At 47.1% G+C, this 17,162-nt stretch carries 15 protein-coding genes, 1 tRNA gene and 1 riboswitch; of the genes, 12 read left to right on the forward strand and 4 right to left on the reverse strand.

Annotated features, from left to right (window positions below):
• The first annotated feature begins 37 nt into the window (after positions 1 to 37).
• Positions 38 to 140: riboswitch (TPP riboswitch) on the forward strand.
• A gap of 79 nt (positions 141 to 219) precedes the next feature.
• The 8 genes from thiC (at position 220) to XMD579_RS00655 (ending at position 10,140) form a co-directional block, all read left to right on the forward strand.
• On the forward strand, positions 220 to 2,109 hold the full coding sequence (gene thiC / locus XMD579_RS00620) for a phosphomethylpyrimidine synthase ThiC (protein WP_173505638.1): 1,890 nt from the start codon (positions 220 to 222) through the stop codon (positions 2,107 to 2,109).
• Between the two features lie 793 nt (positions 2,110 to 2,902).
• A complete protein-coding gene (locus XMD579_RS00625; protein ID WP_173505639.1) occupies positions 2,903 to 4,111 on the forward strand; it encodes a hypothetical protein in 1,209 nt (402 codons plus the stop codon).
• A 565-nt stretch (positions 4,112 to 4,676) separates the two neighbouring features.
• Positions 4,677 to 6,197, forward strand: coding sequence for an ABC transporter ATP-binding protein (locus tag XMD579_RS00630; RefSeq protein WP_173505640.1), 1,521 nt, complete (start codon positions 4,677 to 4,679; stop codon positions 6,195 to 6,197).
• Positions 6,194 to 7,273, forward strand: coding sequence for an ABC transporter permease (locus XMD579_RS00635; protein ID WP_173480619.1), 1,080 nt, complete (start codon positions 6,194 to 6,196; stop codon positions 7,271 to 7,273). Before XMD579_RS00630 ends, XMD579_RS00635 begins: the two co-directional genes overlap by 4 nt.
• Entirely contained in the window at positions 7,273 to 8,196 is a 924-nt protein-coding gene (locus XMD579_RS00640; RefSeq protein WP_173483627.1) for an ABC transporter permease, read from the forward strand. The genes XMD579_RS00635 and XMD579_RS00640 overlap by 1 nt, the downstream gene beginning before the upstream one ends.
• A gap of 27 nt (positions 8,197 to 8,223) precedes the next feature.
• Complete coding sequence (locus XMD579_RS00645; protein ID WP_173480617.1) at positions 8,224 to 9,294, forward strand: BMP family ABC transporter substrate-binding protein; 1,071 nt, start codon at positions 8,224 to 8,226, stop codon at positions 9,292 to 9,294.
• A 136-nt stretch (positions 9,295 to 9,430) separates the two neighbouring features.
• Positions 9,431 to 9,844: a nucleotidyltransferase substrate binding protein gene (locus tag XMD579_RS00650; protein ID WP_217361984.1), complete on the forward strand. Its 414-nt coding sequence runs from the start codon at positions 9,431 to 9,433 to the stop codon at positions 9,842 to 9,844.
• Entirely contained in the window at positions 9,826 to 10,140 is a 315-nt protein-coding gene (locus XMD579_RS00655; protein ID WP_173505641.1) for a nucleotidyltransferase family protein, read from the forward strand. The genes XMD579_RS00650 and XMD579_RS00655 overlap by 19 nt, the downstream gene beginning before the upstream one ends.
• 181 nt (positions 10,141 to 10,321) lie before the next feature.
• On the opposite strand, the gene XMD579_RS00660 is transcribed toward XMD579_RS00655, so the two are convergent.
• A tRNA-Ala gene (locus tag XMD579_RS00660) sits at positions 10,322 to 10,397 on the reverse strand.
• Between the two features lie 48 nt (positions 10,398 to 10,445).
• Positions 10,446 to 10,820: a diacylglycerol kinase gene (locus XMD579_RS00665; protein ID WP_173505642.1), complete on the reverse strand. Its 375-nt coding sequence runs from the start codon at positions 10,818 to 10,820 to the stop codon at positions 10,446 to 10,448.
• Between the two features lie 135 nt (positions 10,821 to 10,955).
• Here XMD579_RS00665 and XMD579_RS00670 point away from each other — a divergent pair, with 135 nt between their 5' ends.
• On the forward strand, positions 10,956 to 11,714 hold the full coding sequence (locus XMD579_RS00670; RefSeq protein ID WP_173505643.1) for an IclR family transcriptional regulator: 759 nt from the start codon (positions 10,956 to 10,958) through the stop codon (positions 11,712 to 11,714).
• Between the two features lie 41 nt (positions 11,715 to 11,755).
• Here the strand turns inward: XMD579_RS00670 and gltX are convergent, their stop codons facing one another.
• Positions 11,756 to 13,237: a glutamate--tRNA ligase gene (gltX, locus tag XMD579_RS00675; protein WP_173505644.1), complete on the reverse strand. Its 1,482-nt coding sequence runs from the start codon at positions 13,235 to 13,237 to the stop codon at positions 11,756 to 11,758.
• Positions 13,238 to 13,309: 72 nt separating this feature from the next.
• Positions 13,310 to 13,936 (reverse strand): transaldolase family protein, encoded by a 627-nt coding sequence (locus XMD579_RS00680; protein ID WP_173498162.1) that lies wholly within the window; start codon positions 13,934 to 13,936, stop codon positions 13,310 to 13,312.
• 73 nt (positions 13,937 to 14,009) lie between these two features.
• On the opposite strand from XMD579_RS00680, the gene XMD579_RS00685 reads away from it, so the two are divergent.
• The 3 genes from XMD579_RS00685 (at position 14,010) to tal (ending at position 17,051) form a co-directional block, all read left to right on the forward strand.
• Positions 14,010 to 14,948, forward strand: coding sequence for a carbohydrate kinase (locus XMD579_RS00685; RefSeq protein ID WP_173488611.1), 939 nt, complete (start codon positions 14,010 to 14,012; stop codon positions 14,946 to 14,948).
• Between the two features lie 131 nt (positions 14,949 to 15,079).
• Positions 15,080 to 16,060 carry a tRNA dihydrouridine(20/20a) synthase DusA gene (dusA, locus tag XMD579_RS00690; protein WP_173480611.1) on the forward strand — a complete coding sequence of 327 codons (981 nt, stop codon included), beginning with the start codon at positions 15,080 to 15,082 and terminating at the stop codon, positions 16,058 to 16,060.
• A gap of 37 nt (positions 16,061 to 16,097) precedes the next feature.
• Entirely contained in the window at positions 16,098 to 17,051 is a 954-nt protein-coding gene (gene tal, locus XMD579_RS00695) for a transaldolase (RefSeq protein ID WP_173505645.1), read from the forward strand.
• Positions 17,052 to 17,162: the final 111 nt, after the last annotated feature.

The raw sequence follows: 17,162 nt of genomic DNA on the forward strand, positions 1-17,162 counted from the left end.
TCTCTGTTGATTTGTTTCATTTTTGTGTTTATTTTAAAAAAACTTGTCGGAGTGCCTTATTGGCTGAGATCGCACATTGTGCGGGATCCGCAGAACCTGAACGGGTTAGAACCCGCGTAGGGAACAAGATTTCTTGATTCTGCAGTCACCCTTATCTTGGGTCGCCACGTATCTATTCGATACCACTCGACAAGCAATCCAGTTAGTTCAGGAGTGCTTATGTCAGAAAATACAAAATCTACCAGCTCACAAACAGCTCAAGAGTCTGCGAGAGACTTTATCTACTCACTATCATCAAACCCTTTGCCGGGTTCGGAGAGAATCTATGTCCAAGGATCTCGTGCGGACATACAAGTTCCCATGCGAAAAATTAGATGTAATCCAACACCGATAGCTGGTGAGAAAGATGCCTCAAATTGGGAGCAGAACGAACCTATCTATGTGTACGAAACAGCGGGTGCATACTCGGACCCCAATAAGCACATAGACGTTACAGAAGGGCTTGAGCCTCTTCGTGAGGGATGGATCACTGAGCGTGGAGACACAGAGGTCTTAGATGTTTTAAGTTCTGAATATGCTCGCTTACAACAGATAGATATTCGAGGAGAAGCAAAGCGTTTTCAAAAACGAGTTCGTATTCGCAAAGCCTTGAAGAGCAAATGTGTTACTCAAATGCACTATGCGCGACAAGGGATCATCACCCCAGAAATGGAGTTTATTGCTATCCGTGAAAATCAAAACCTGGAAGCGATAAAAAGCGAGCTGCTACGTAAACAACATCCAGGTGAGAGCTTCGGAGCCAATATTCCTGAAAAAATAACAGCAGAGTTTGTGCGTACAGAAGTTGCAGAAGGTAGGGCTATTATACCCTCTAACATCAACCATCCTGAGTCTGAACCTATGATTATTGGGCGCAATTTCCTAGTAAAAGTGAACTCTAACATTGGTAATTCAGCAGTTACTTCTTCAATAGAAGAGGAGGTAGAAAAGCTTGTATGGTCAACTCGATGGGGTGCGGATACATTGATGGATCTATCAACTGGCGATGACATCCATCAGACGCGTGAATGGATTATTCGTAATTCACCCATACCCATCGGAACAGTACCCATTTATCAGGCACTAGAAAAAGTTGACGGGATTGCAGAGAACCTTAGTTGGGAAGTCATAAAAGATACGCTTATTGAACAAGCAGAACAGGGCGTAGATTACTTTACGATCCACGCAGGGGTGCTTCTTGAATACGTACCTATGACTGCCAATCGTTTAACAGGGATTGTCTCTCGCGGTGGTTCCATTATGGCTAAATGGTGTCTATTTCATCACCAAGAAAACTTCCTTTACACTCACTTTCGGGAGATATGTGAGATCTGTGCCGCCTACGACGTAGCACTATCCCTCGGTGACGGACTGCGTCCAGGCTCAATCATGGACTCAAACGATGAGGCTCAATTTAGTGAGCTTCGAACACTCGGTGAGTTGACGAAAATTGCTTGGGAATATGATGTTCAGGTCATGATCGAAGGTCCTGGTCATGTTCCGATGCAGCGAATTCAGGAAAATATGACTGAAGAGTTAGAGCATTGCCATGAAGCACCGTTTTATACCCTAGGACCTCTGACTCAGGATATAGCACCTGGTTACGACCACTTCACTTCAGGGATTGGTGCAGCTCAAATTGGTTGGTATGGATGCGCCATGCTCTGTTACGTGACCCCGAAAGAACACCTAGGTCTACCTAACAAGGAGGATGTGAAGGACGGGCTGATAACATATAAAATTGCAGCTCACGCCGCTGATCTCGCTAAAGGCTTCCCTGGCGCACAGGTTAGAGATAACGCCCTGTCAAAAGCTCGATTTGAGTTTCGCTGGGAAGATCAATTTAATCTCTCGCTTGATCCATACAGGGCTAAAGAGTTTCATGATGAAACGATGCCTGCACCCGCAGCAAAGGTAGCCCATTTTTGCTCAATGTGTGGTCCTAAATTCTGTTCAATGAAGATCAGCCAGGAAGTAAAAGAATATGCTGATATCAAAGCACATGGTATGAAAGAGATGTCAGGTAAATTTGAAGAGCTTGGTTCATCTTTGTATCACGCTAGTAACTAGGAAAATATTGGGCAAGTAACACTAGCTAACTTCGGGGACCCATTGTCTACTCCTGGGACGCGGATCATGAGGATTCGCAAGGAAAACAATGGGATACCTTAAGGGATCTCAAGGTTTCTAAAGTGTCTCTCTGTAATCTATACCAAAATTAAATGGTACCGATGGTCGGACCTATAGATCATCTAAGAACACCACCTTTCCTTGCAAAACATATACTTACACACCTTGGGTTCACCCTCAAGAGACCAAGGCGTGTCTACGGTTTTGTCTACGGTACCCCTCAGGATTTCCTTGTTGAAAATTACTGGGATATCACCCACCTCCAAACATACCCCTCTGCACCCCAAGGGGGGTAATAAGGGATCTCTAGGGATCTAGAGGATGGCTTAGATTTTTCTCCCCATATATCCGGACACAAACGACAGATTAGAGGGAGTAAGCAGGTACTCTGTGTAGTGGATTAAGGAACTAGCTTATTTAACGGACACTATAGCAAAGCAGCAGCTATTCGATCCTTTTTTCCCTTCAGTAACACCTATAGGGTTTAGTCGTCGTAGGCGTTTACCGTCAAACGACTAACGCTGTAGGGTCACCTTTCTCATTACCTATAGGTTTTGTTTGTTAGAGCCGTTTTACGACGAAAACTAACTCTATAGCGTCATTTCCAAGCATTCCCTATAGGGTCTCCTTCAAGAATCTTTTCTTATCTTTTACGACTACTGCTCTGCAGCCCAGTGGAATCAAGGGATTCCGAAACTAATTAGACCCAAAGGAGTCTCAAAGGGATTAAATTATGCGAGAAGTCATTATTAAAGATAGCCCTTGTGGTAGCGGTAAAACGTCGCAGCTACTTAACTCATTCAAAACAACAAAGAAGTATCTAGTAGTTGTTCCGATTCTATCAGAAGTGACTAGAGTGCTAACTGATGCTTGTGTTGATTTCTATGAGCCAGTTGTGTCCGAAAACTTTGAAACAAAACTAGGGCATGCACTGAGTTTAATTGATGCGGGTTTGAACGTCGTTATCACGCATAAACTCTATAAAGATTTCTCAAAGTTATCCAATTTAGGAATTCTTGATGAATACCACATCATTATTGACGAGGTTCCAGACACTGTAGAACCTATTGCTAAACCTAATTTTAAGTCTTTCAAAAAATTCTATGTTGATACAGGATTGGTTCGAATTGATGAGTTTGATAGGGCCCACCCGACTTCAGAGTGGGAAGACAAAAGGAGAGACTACAAGGATACCTTAGATAGCACAATTTATTCTGCAGCAAAGAATGGAACATTGGTTTACGTCGACGGAAACATGCTCATGAAAGTACTTCCCAGAAAATTATTCACCGCAGGAAAAACCTTAACAGTTCTAACATTCTTATCAGACGGCTCCTACTTTCCATACTATCTTAAAAAAATGGGAATCAGGTATGTAGTTGATTCACTTCCAGCGTTAACTGAGGGGTTTAAAGAGCAGATGATGAACTTACTCGATCCTGTTCAGATACCCGGCTATAAAAGTGGCCACTTCGGTTACGCGAAACAGTCCAATGGGTTAACAAAAGAAGATTATTGTAATCAAATATCAACCTCGCTAAAGAACTTAGCTAGTCGGTTCTTAAAAGGTGTAGATAGAAACTACGTTATCTTAACTTGTATAAAGGATGGTTGGGGCGACGAAAAAAAACCGGGTCCTTTTCAGAAGGGTTCTAAGTTAAAGCGCGTTAATTGGATACCCAATACTACAAGAGGTACCAATGACTATGCTCATTGCTCGCATGCTATTTACTTGTATAACCAAAATATAAACCCAGCAATTGGGCGGTTCTTAAACCTTCCTAGCTCGTTTAAAGATGACTACGCGATAACAGAACTTATCCAATGGGTTTATAGAACAAGAATTCGTAAAGGAGAACCCATAACTCTTTTTATTGGTGATCCTAGGATGATGAAACTACTAAATAATTGGATGGGTACTGAAACGCGTAAAGCTGCTTAAATTAAAATGAGGCAGAACTGAGGGGCTAGGCAAGTGTTCTTGCTTACTCCCTCTAATCTGTCGTTTGTGTCCGGATATATGGGGAGAAAAATCTAAGCCATCCTCTAGATCCCTAGAGATCCCTTATTACCCCCCTTGGGGTGCAGAGGGGTATGTTTGGAGGTGGGTGATATCCCAGTAATTTTCAACAAGGAAATCCTGAGGGGTACCGTAGACAAAACCGTAGACACGCCTAGGTCTCTTGAGGGTGAACCCAAGGTGTGTAAGTATATGTTTTGCAAGGAAAGGTGGTGTTCTTAGATGATCTATAGGTCCGACCATCGGTACCATTCATTAGGTACAAAGAGAGCATCTAGAGAAAACACGACCACGCGTCGTGTTTTTTTATGCCTAAAATTACTAAGAAAACCTTCCCAGTTACCAAATACTTTATCTAACCCCTAAATATAGAATCACTCAGTGACAGAGTGATGACATATGATCCTTCCCTAGGTATTCTTACTCAATTGTTAACCAGACAGTCAGACAGCGACTGTTCTTTCAGCCACCAAGAGAAAGCGATTTAATGGCAGATGCGCTCTTAAAGATCAATGGCCTGACCAAGGCATACCCGGGTGTTGTCGCCAATAACAATGTCTCTTTCGAAATCAAAAAGGGCGAAGTTCAAGCCCTTTTAGGTGAGAACGGTGCCGGTAAAAGTACACTGGTTAAGATGATCTACGGTCTGGTAAAACCTGATTCAGGCCAAATGACACTCAACAACTCCTACTATTCGCCAGTGTCGCCCAACGCGGCTCGCTCATCCGGTGTTGCGATGGTGTTTCAGCACTTCTCCCTTTTCGATGCGTTAACCGTTGCTGAAAACATTGCACTGGGCATGGATGACGCACCCAAGCCACGTGAGCTATCCAAGAGTATTGAACTCGTCTCACATGCCTATGGATTACCGCTTGAGCCAAACCGTATTGTAGGGACCCTGTCGGCGGGTGAACGTCAACGCGTTGAGATTATTCGCTGCTTGTTACAAAACCCTGAGCTTTTGATTATGGATGAACCCACGTCGGTTCTGACTCCCCAAGAGGTCGAGATCCTATTCAAAACTTTGCGCCAGCTTAAAGAGGAAGGCACCTCCATTCTTTACATTTCACACAAGCTTGAAGAGATTCGTGCTCTGTGTGATGAAGCGACCGTACTTCGCCATGGTGAGAAGGTCGCAACCTGTGTGCCGTCAAAAACCACGGCTCGCGAGATGGCGGAGATGATGGTGGGTGCCAGCTTTGCAAATCCGGTTAAATCCAGCCGAAATATTGGTGAAACTATACTCTCTGTAAAAGCGCTCTCTTCAACTTCACAAGATCAATTTGGCACTTCACTTAAATCGATCAGCATTGACCTTAAAGCCGGTGAGATACTGGGTATTGGTGGGGTTGCAGGTAATGGTCAGGACGAACTACTTTCAGCACTTTCTGGCGAACTTAAAACGAACGCCAACGCCATTCAATTTAATGGCGAGCCCATCGGTGAGCTAGGCCCTATCAAACGTCGTCAGCTAGGTCTTCTGAGTGCACCCGAAGAGCGACTAGGCCATGCAGCCGCTCCTGCCATGTCACTGAAAGAGAATACTGTGATTACTGCAGCTCGCCGTATGGGGCTTTTGAAAAGTGGTTTTGTGAACTGGTCTAGCGCCAATGACTATGCCGAAGAGGTTATTGAAGACTTTGACGTGCGCACCCCTGGCACTCACACTCCAGCCGGCTCTTTATCAGGCGGTAACTTACAAAAATTTGTCGTGGGCCGTGAGGTTTTGCAAAAGCCAGAAGTGCTGGTCATTAACCAACCTACTTGGGGAGTCGATGCGGCTGCAGCGGCTTCTATTCGGCAAAAACTATTGGACCTTGCTGATAATGGTGCGGGTGTCGTAGTGATCAGCCAAGATTTGGATGAACTGTTAGAGATCAGTGATCACTTCTGTGCGCTAAATGAGGGCTCACTCTCTGAAATCGTTCCCACTGCAGGGTTAGGTATGGATCAAATAGGTTTGATGATGGGCGGATCGACTGCCTCTGTTGAGGAGAGTGCACAGTGATACGTTTTGAAAAACGGTTAGCGCCGTCACGAACAACCACCATCCTGACTCCAATTATCGCAGTCATCCTTACCATGATTGCCGGCGGCATTATGTTTGCAGCCTTGGGTAAAGATCCGTTTGAAGCCATACGCATCATCTTTTGGGATCCACTGTTTGATGAGAACTTCGCCTCCTACTCACGACCACAACTACTGGTTAAAGCAGGCCCACTGATTCTGATTGCTATTGGTCTGTCGGTCGGATTTAAAGCGGGCATCTGGAATATTGGCGCTGAGGGCCAGTACATTATGGGGGCTATCTTTGGTGCCGCTGCTGCACTGGCCGTCTACCCTGCTGAATCACCGTTTATTTTCCCCACCATGATCATTGCTGGCGCTTTCGGCGGATGGCTCTGGGCTATGATCCCTGCAGTTCTTAGAACCAAGTTTAAAACGAATGAGATTCTCGTCTCGTTAATGCTGGTCTACGTAGCTGAATCGATTCTAGCTTCCGTAGCGCAAGGGCTTTTAAAGAACCCTGACGGATATGGATTCCCGGGTTCACGCAACCTGCAACAGTACCCAAGTGCGTTCAATGGTGAAGTGATTGCCAATTCCGGCATGCACTGGGGCGTCATCACTGCATTTATTGCGGTGATCTTTACCTACGTCATGATGACTCGTCACATTCGCGGATTTGAAGTTCGTCTAATGGGTGAAGCACCTAAAGCAGCCCAATTTGCCGGTGTCTCTACGACACGTCTAATTGTCTTCTGTCTTGGTTTCTCTGGAGCCTTGGCGGGTCTAGCAGGAATGTTTGAAGTGGCAGGCCCAGCAGGCCAAATCACCATCGACTTCAACTCTGGATACGGCTTTACAGCCATCATCGTTGCCTTCTTAGGACGACTTCACCCAGTGGGTATTCTGTTAGCTGGTCTATTAATGGCACTGACTTACATCGGCGGTGAATTAGCACAGTTGATGTTGGGACTTCCCGGCGCCTCCATCCAGCTATTCCAAGGTATGTTGCTTCTATTCTTGCTGGCGACGGATATGTTTACCAACTACCGAATTCGATTGGGAGCGGCTCAATAATGGATCTTTCAGGAATCAGCCCCGTCCTTTTGATCGCCTCTTTAATGGTATCAGCCACCCCTATCTTGCTGGCAGCCATAGGTGAGACTGTCGTAGAAAAGTCCGGTGTGCTTAACCTAGGAGTTGAGGGCATGATGATCGTCGGTGCGGTGGTCGGTTTTATAACGGCCGTTAATACGACTAGTCCTGCACTGGGGTTTGTAACGGCGGCTATTGCAGGTGCGTTGCTATCGACTATCTTCGCAACCTTGGTGCTCTTCTTTAAATCGAACCAAGTGGCGACTGGCTTGGGGTTAACCTTAGTCGGCTTAGGTATCTCTGCGCTGTTGGGTAAACCTTATGAAGGGATCAAGTCACCCACCCTTCAAGCCTTCGAGATTCCCGTTCTATCAGACATCCCTGTATTGGGGCCTATGCTGTTCTCACACGATCCAATGGTCTATATCTCTATTCTGATCGTGGCAGCCGTTTGGTTTGTTCTTAAGTACACGCGCATCGGTTTGGTACTTCGCGCAGTAGGTGAAAATCACGATGCTGCTCACGCCCTGGGCTATAAGGTTATCCGTATCCGCTTCATGGCGATCATGTTCGGTGGTGCTTGTGCTGGCTTGGGCGGTGCATACATCAGTCTGGTTCGTGTACCACAGTGGACCGAGGGTATGACAGCGGGTGCGGGTTGGATCGCACTGGCAATTGTTGTATTCGCCAGCTGGAAGCCTTGGCGAGCACTATTGGGCGCTTATCTATTTGGTGGCATCACCGTGCTGCAGCTTAATCTGCAAGCAGCTGGTGTCGCAATTCCAGTTGAGTACTTGTCTATGTCACCGTTTTTGATAACAATTCTCGTACTGGTCATTATTTCGGCAAAAGGGAATCACGGGGCACCCGCCTCCCTTGGCCGCCTGTTCCACGCCTCAAACTGAGGTTAAAAAACTCACTAGGGAGACCCTATGAAACTTAAATCAATCCTTACTACTGCGGCTGCGGCGATCACGCTTAGCTCTGCAGCAATCGCAGCCGACGTTAAAGTTGGTTTCGTCTACGTTGGCCCTGTGGGTGACGGTGGTTGGACTTACGAGCACAACCAAGGCCGCCTAGCGGTTGAGAAGCACTTCGGTGATCGCGTTGAAACGATCTACCAAGAGAGCGTTCCAGAAGGTGCTGACTCTGAGCGTGTTATGACTCAGATGGCTCTTCAAGGCGCTGATCTGATCTTCACAACCTCTTTCGGTTACATGGATCCAACCATCAACGTTGCTAAGAAGTTCCCTAAAGTGAAGTTCGAGCACGCGACTGGCTACAAGCAAGCAGACAACGTATCTGTCTACTCTGCTCGTTTCTATGAAGGCCGTGCAGTTCAGGGTCACATCGCGGGTAAAATGACTAAAACCAACAAAGTTGGTTACATCGGTTCATTCCCAATCCCAGAAGTTATCCGTGGCATTAACTCGGCTTACATCCACGCTAAGAAAGCGAATCCAAATGTCGAGTTCAACGTTGTTTGGGCTTACACTTGGTTCGATCCAGCTAAAGAAGCAGATGCAGCTAAAGCTCTAATCGAGCAAGGCGCTGACGTTATCCTTCAGCACACTGACTCAACTGCACCACAGGCTGCTGCACAGGAAGCGGGCAACGTAATCACTTTCGGTCAGGCATCTGACATGGCTGAATACGGTCCAATGCCACGCGTTTCATCGATCATCGATAACTGGGCACCATACTACATCGCACGTACTCAAGCAGTTCTAGACGGTACTTGGGAATCAGTAAACACTTGGGACGGTATCGGCGCTGGCATGGTTGGCATCGGCGAGATCTCGTCTGCAGTACCTGCAGACGTGAAAGCTGAAGCAATCGCACTACGTGATGCACTAGCTTCTGGCGAATACCACGCATTCACTGGCCCAATCAACAAGCAAGACGGTTCTGCTTGGTTGGCTGAAGGCGAAACAGCGGATGATGGTACTCTTGCAGGCATGAACTTCTACGTAGAAGGCCTAAAAGGTTCTATCCCACAATAAGCTGAAATTGCTTTGAAAGAGCCCTGGTAACTGAGTTGCCGGGGCTTTTTTATGGGCAACTATTTGAAGTTGTCTGGGCATCAATTTGAGTGGAAAGTGTGTTTAAATAAGACTTAGTTCAAACAATGTGATGATTATGGAATTAGATCTAACACCATTTAACAACGCTCTTAAGAAGCTAATAGAAGGATTGGAGCGTTATCAGCTTGATACCTCAGACGATCAAGTCCGTGACGGTTTAATTCAACGCTTTGAATTCACGTACGAACTCGCACATAAGATGATTCGCCGGTACCTTGTTGAGAGTTCCGCCAACAGTGACAGTATTAATGAACTCAGTTTTCAGGGTTTAATTCGCACGGCTTCTGATAAGAAATTAATTAAAGGCAACTGGTCAGATTGGAGCACTTATCGAGAGATGAGGGGTAAAACTAGCCATACTTATGACGAAAGCGTTGCCATCCAAGTAGTGGAAGGAATTCCAGCTTTTATTGATGAAGCTGTTCACCTGCAAAAGATCTTAACGAACAAATGCCAGAACTCAATCTAGATCATTTACGGATCAATGAGCACGAATTAGAGACAGTAAGAGGCATCCTTGAATCGGAAGTCCCTGGTATCTCAGTCATCGCTTTTGGTTCCAGAGTAACTGGAAATGCTCGTCCCTACTCAGACCTAGATTTAGCTATTATGACTGAGACCCCTCTTGGCTTAAGCAAGATTGCTGCGATCAAAGATGCATTTGATCGGTGTGACCTAGTTTGGCCGGTAGACATTGTAGACTGGTCTACAACCTCTGAACGATTTAGAAAGATCATAAAAGATTCATACGTTCGAGTTCAGTGAAGTTCAAATAAAAAAGGCCACCTTACGGTAGCCGTTTTTGTTTGGTGGAGCCTAGCTCGGCCGTTCTCGGACATCCTGTCCTTCACGGCATTCGTACATCCTTGTACTTCATCGAACCTCTTTCAGCGGTTCTGCTGTTTAACCAAACAAAAAAGGCCACCTTGCGGTAGCCATTTTTATTTGGTGGAGCCTAGCGGGATCGAACCGCTGACCTCTTCGCTGCCAGCGAAGCGCTCTCCCAGCTGAGCTAAGGCCCCATCAGAGCAAGCAGGATATTAATCAAGGCTTTACTCCAATGCAACCTTTTAAAGCAGTATGCCAGCCCAAATCAGCGCTGTGATAATTAGGGCGATGAAAACGGCTGCTGAACCTAGGTCTTTTGCTCTTCCTGCTAACTCATGACGCTCATACCCTTCTCGATCAACAACAGCCTCTACGCCGCTGTTTAACAGCTCCACTACCCAGACAAACAGGACAGAAGCGATCAGCAAAGTTTGATCTCGTAAGTTATCCCCCAAGTAGATAGCCATTGGAATGAGTACAAGTGCTGCATACACCTCATAGCGAAATGCGGGTTCTTTGCTGTAAGCCGCTTTCAGACCTTTCAATGAATATTGAGTGGCATACCAAAAGCGCTTTAGGCCACGATGTTTGGGTGGTGTAACGTATTCTGTGGTCATTCATTACGTCCTAACAGGTTATTCATAGACTCATTTTTGAAATAAATTCACAATATGAAATGTTCACTATTTGAAAAACTTACTGCATCATGAAAAATACACTAACTAGATGACAATATTATTGAGAAGCCCAAAATGAGTGATACTTCCGGATCTAAAATACAGGTAATCGATCGTGCTGTTCAAATCTTAGAAGCACTGGCTCGCTACTCAAAACCGGTTAAATTAAAGATCCTTAGCGCCGAAACGGGACTTCACCCATCGACTGTTCACCGTATTTTGCACTCTCTTAGCGACAACAAATTCGTTGAAGCGAGTGGTAATGGTGAATATCGCCTTGGCCAAAAACTGATCCAGCTGACTAGCGGCTTGCACTCAGAAGTCGATATTAGAGCCGTTGCCCTACCCCACATGGAAGCACTGCGTGATCGTACCGGCGAAACGGTGAACCTGACATTGCGCGAAGGCGATGTCGTTATCTATTTTGAGAAAGCGACACCTAATCGTATGATGCACGTTAACCAACTGATCGGCAGCCGTGCACCACTGCATGTCACAGCAGTCGGAAAGCTGATGCTAGGCTTGGGAGGCGACTCCAGTATCGATGGTTATGCAAAACGCACCAACCTTCCTGCGTACACTCGCAACACACTTAGCGACATAGACGCCCTTAAAAGAGTTTGTCACGAATCGGTTGAACGAGGCTATTCACTGGACGATGAAGAGGCCGAAATTGGTGTGGGCTGTATTGGCGTGCTGATTTACGATCGTAACGGAAAGGTGGCTGCAGGACTCTCTGTGTCAGCCCCCATTGAACGACGTAAAGAGGAGTGGATAGCTGACCTAAAGGCAACGGGAGAGCGAATTTCTGAGCAGTTGGGGTTTAGATCTTAGTTGAGCACCAGACAGGCATTTAAACCTGTCTGGTTTTCTCATTAAACGATCGAGCGAAACTCTTTCTCCCAAGCCTTCGTCTGCTTCTTGGACGGGCCACCGACGATGTCCAACGCATGACGCAAGCGAGCACGGCTCATATCCGGACCCAGAATCGACATTGAATCTACGACAGAGACAGACTGTGACGTACCTGCAATCGCGACAAACAGCGGGAATAGGAAGTCACGGATCTTGAACTCCATCGCATCACTCAAGCCTTTTAGGCTATTAAAGAGTGAGTCACGATCCCATTCGCGCTGCTGATCAAGATGCCATACTGCAAATTGCAGAATACGACGAACATCTTCCTCTTGAAGCGACTTATGAGCAAAGCTCTCTAAGGTGATTGGCATCATGCCCGACAGGAAGAAACTCGCTAAAGGTGCCACATCAGAGAACTTCTCAACACGTGGTTGGATCAGTGGAATAATCTGCATCAGATACTCTGGATTAAGTGCCCACTTCTGGAACTCAGCGGCAAATGCAGCAGGATCCAACTCTTCACGAATCCATAGGCCGTTCAACCAGCTCAGCTTCTCCTGATCGAAAACAGGACCACCGAGTGATACACGCTGGATATCGAAGTTTTCGAACATCTGATCACGAGTGAACTTCTCAGACTCGTCTGGCATCGACCAACCCATACGGCCAAGGTAGTTCAACAACGCTTCTGGTAGGTAACCCATGCGTTTGTAGAACAGGATCGAAGTTGGGTTCTTGCGCTTGGAGAGCTTTGACTTATCAGGGTTACGCAACAACGGCATGTGGCAAAGCTGAGGCATATCCCAGCCAAAGTACTGGTATAGCAACTTGTGCTTAGGCGCCGAGTTAATCCACTCCTCACCACGAATCACGTGCGTGATCTCCATTAAGTGATCATCAACTACGTTCGCTAAATGATAGGTTGGCATGCCATCAGATTTCAGAAGAATCTGCGCGTCTACTATAGCCCAGTCAAGCTCAATGGTACCGCGAAGCATGTCATCAACTTCACACACACCGTCAACAGGCACCTTCATACGAACAACGAATGGCGCACCCGCAGCCTGACGTTTCTCAACCTCATCTGCAGGTAGAGCCAAATCACACTCTTTAAGCGCACGATTTATGCCCTGCTCTTTTAGAGATGCACGTAGCTGATCAAGCTCCTCTCCGGTACGGTAACAGATGAAGGCATTACCCTCTTCAACAAGACGCATCGCAAAGTCTTTGTAGGCATCTTTTCGCTCAGACTGACGGTAAGGACCGTGCGGACCACCCACATCTGGACCCTCATCCCATTCCAAACCTAACCAGCGCATAGAGTCGAGGATTGCCTGCTCAGACTCAGGCGTTGAACGAGTCTGATCGGTATCTTCGATTCGCAGAATAAATTGGCCGCCATGCTGGCGAGCAAAGGCAAGGTTAAACAGTGCAATGTAGGCAGTACCTACGTGTGGATCGCCTGTTGGAGATGGAGCAACACGTGTACGAACGGTCATAAACTTAATAGATCCGAAAATTAATAATGGCGTGAATTATAAAGAACTGTTGTCTGATCTTAAACCGACATTTCAGCTCTTCGCGGCCTCTTCAAACTGCGCGATGGCTGCTTCCGTCATCTCATCACTCAATAGATCATTCAGCAAGGCACCCGGAATCGTAAAGCAACGATGACCGAGCGTGACCAAATGCTCGAACTGATCGATCGAGCGCAGGCTTGCGACTAGGATCTTTGTATTCTGGCAGGCAGCGCGCAAGCCAGCTAAGATAACTTCCACATCACGATTCGACTCAGCCAATCGGGCATAATAAGGCGCAGCATAAGCAGCGCCTAGGCGTTCTGCTGCAGCTCCTAAATGGACTGAGTAGACACCGGTAATGGTCGTACGCTCAGGCACGGCTAATTGGGTTGCCAGAGCGAAGCCTTTTTCATTGGCTGGGATTTTGACGAGGGTGTTATCACTGATCGAAAGAATCTTCTCCGCCATTGCTTCCCAATCATCACCAAACACCTGTAGCTGAAGGTGGTTAAACCCTAGATCCATCGCTTGATCAAGCAGCGCTTTATAGATGTCGATTGAGCAGTGCAGACCGGCTCTCTGAATAAGAAGTGGATTGGTCGTAACGGCCGAAAATAGGCCAGTTGGTGATACTCTCTTCCAATCTTTTACGTCAGCACTATCAAGCAACCATTCCATGAGGTTAAAATCCACTTATAAAACTAAAGTTTGACATTATAGAGCGTTATAACGCTCTACTTAAGGAGTTTTGATGTTTTTGTGTTGCGGCGATGCCTTGTATGACGTTTTCCCTGGCGATTCTGCCTCTACTGGTCAGGTGACATTAAATGCGACGGTGGGTGGATCCCCCCTGAATGTCGCTATCGGCCTAGCACGCATGGGCAACCCTACCGGTTATTTAACCGCAAACTCCAACGATCCATTGGGTCAAAAATTGGCGGGGCACCTTGCCGCTAATGGCGTAGAGACTAAGTTCTTAGCCAGTAGCGATCTCAACACGTCACTGGCGATGATCGCTCTCAACGAAAATGGCCACCCTGCCTACTCTTTTTACATCGATGGTTGTGCAGATGTCTCTTTAACTCAAGAGCAGTGCCCAGATCCCTCTCTGTTTACAGCCATCTCGTTAGGCTCCTACAGCACGGTTGTTGAACCGGGTGCAAGCACACTGGAGTGGTTTGCCAGTGAGGCACGTAACGCGGGTGCGTTAATTGCTTATGACCCGAATGTACGCCCAAGCATTCAACCAGACCCCGCTGTATGGCAGGCAAAGATTGATCGTTTAGGCAAAATCGCTCACGTAATGAAGATGTCCGATGAGGATATCGAGTTCTTATCACCTGGCAGTTCCATCGAAGATTACGCTAAAGCGTGTTTGGCTTTAGGCCCACGCTGGGTGTTTGTTACTCAGGGTGGTGACGGAGCGCATGCTTTTGGAGCCAAAGGAGAGTACTTCCACTCACCGGCACCAAAGATTACCGTTAAAGATACCGTTGGGGCAGGTGATACCTTCCAGGCTGGATTAATTCACGAAATATTCCAACAAGGTGGCCCTGATAATCTGGATAACCTTGATGCGGCAAAACTGATAAAATTTGCAGCCCATGCTGCGGCAGTAACCTGTGAGCGAAATGGTGGTGATTTGCCAATGCTTGCCGATATTTCAGCGCGTTTTGGTGATTTGAGTTAACCGATGTTGGAGCGGTCTTGAAAAGGCCGCGATTCTTGCAAGTCTGATCGCCTCATCTTCGATAAGGCTCCAACAGATACAGTGTAATTAGAGAGTAGGGTCAGACCGAAGGTCAGACCCTGGTGTGTTTAATGACTACAACAAGCTTCTCCCGCAAATTTTCAGTCGCTCCCATGATGGATTGGACGACGCGTGATTGTCGTTTCTTTCATCGCCTGATGTCTCGCCATACTTTGCTGTATACCGAAATGGTGACGACGGGTGCACTGATTCATAACGACCCTGCTCGCTGGTTGGACTATAACGCCGAGGAACACCCGCTTGCTCTGCAGCTTGGCGGAAGTAATCCTGAGGATCTCGCTAAGTGCACAAAGTTTGCCGAAGAGTGGGGTTACGATGAGGTGAACCTTAATGTGGGCTGCCCGTCGGATCGTGTCCAGAACAATATGATCGGTGCCTGCTTAATGGCACACCCTCAATTAGTTAAAGAGTGTTTGGGCGAGATGCAGGCAGCGGTATCAATCCCAGTGACCGTTAAACACCGTTTAGGCATAGATGATCTCGACAGCTACGAGCTGCTAGAGCAGTTTGTTGAGACGGTTGCTGAAAGCGGTATCAACAGCTTCACCATCCACGCTCGTAAAGCCATTCTGGATGGCTTAAGCCCTAAACAGAACCGCGAAGTACCACCGCTTATCTACGACAATGTCTATAAGATCAAACAGCGGTTTCCAGAGTTAGAGGTTGTGATCAACGGTGGCATCAAAACACTGGATGAGTGCGAAGAGCACCTGCAGCATGTAGATGGTGTGATGATTGGGCGTGAAGCTTACCAAAACCCCTACCCGCTTCTTAGCCAAGTAGACTCAAGACTCTTTGGTGAAACTGGCACACCGCTTGCTAGAACCGAAGTGGCAGAGCAGTTCATCCCTTACATTGAACGGGCCATGGCCAATGGCCATTCGCTCTATGGTGTGGTGAAACATTTGCTAGGACTATTTCATGGCGAGCGCGGTGGTAAGCAGTTTAGACGCCATCTCAGTGAAAACGGACATAAACGCGAAGCGGGTGTTGAAACCTTCCGCGAAGCTCTTAAATTTGTAACAGAGTAACGATACTCTAAGTCGATCAGCTACAAGGACGAGATAGATGAATCAACTAGACCAACTTAAATCCATGACCACCGTCGTTGCCGACACTGGTGACATTGATGCTATTCGACAGTTCACGCCACAGGATGCGACCACCAACCCCTCACTGCTTCTAAAAGCGAGTGAAGATCCTAAGTACGCTCACCTGCTAGAACAGTCGATCAACTGGGCTAAAGTACAGGGCGGAAGTGACAGTGAGCAGCTGGCTAACATGACCGACCACCTCGCAGTTTTGATTGGTAGTGAGATCACTAAAATTGTACCGGGCTACATCTCTACCGAGGTTGATGCACGCTTCTCTTTCGATACTCAAGCGACACTTAAAAAGGCCTACCGTCTGATTGAGCTTTATGAAGCGCAGGGCATTAGTAAAGACCGTGTTCTAATTAAGATTGCTTCAACTTGGGAAGGTATCCAAGCGGCACGCGAACTGGAGAAGAAGGGTATCCGTTGTAACCTGACACTGCTATTTGGTTTTGCTCAGGCGCAGGCGTGTGCCGATGCCGGTGCTTACCTGATTTCACCTTTTGTCGGTCGTATTTTGGACTGGTACAAAAAGCAGAATCCTGAAGCAGATTTCACAGGCGAAAACGACCCTGGCGTGCAGTCAGTTACCCGCATCTACAACTACTACAAAGCGAATGGCTACGACACCGTTGTGATGGGCGCCAGCTTCCGCAATACCGGCGAGATTATCTCTCTAGCGGGTTGTGATCGTCTCACCATTGGTCCGAGCCTACTTGAAGAGCTAGCTGCTGCGACAGGTTCTATCGAACAGCGTCTCGTTGCAGCGAATGCTAGCAGCCAGGATGCCAAAGTGGGCCCAACCGAATCAGCGTTCCGTTGGGGCATGAACGAAGACGCTATGGCGACTGAAAAGCTGTCAGAGGGTATTCGTAACTTCGCGATCGATCAGGTTAAGTTAGAGAAGCTGTTGGCTTCAAAAGCCTAACTGTTGGAGCGGTCTTAAAAAGGCCGCGATTCATTCCAAATCCAATCGCCTCATCTTCGATAAGGCTCCAACAGCTCTCCAATGTTGGAGCGGTCTTTCAAAGGCCGCGAT

Origin of the sequence: Marinobacterium sp. xm-d-579 (assembly GCF_013282935.1) — a bacterium.
Classification (GTDB): domain Bacteria; phylum Pseudomonadota; class Gammaproteobacteria; order Pseudomonadales; family Balneatricaceae; genus Marinobacterium_E.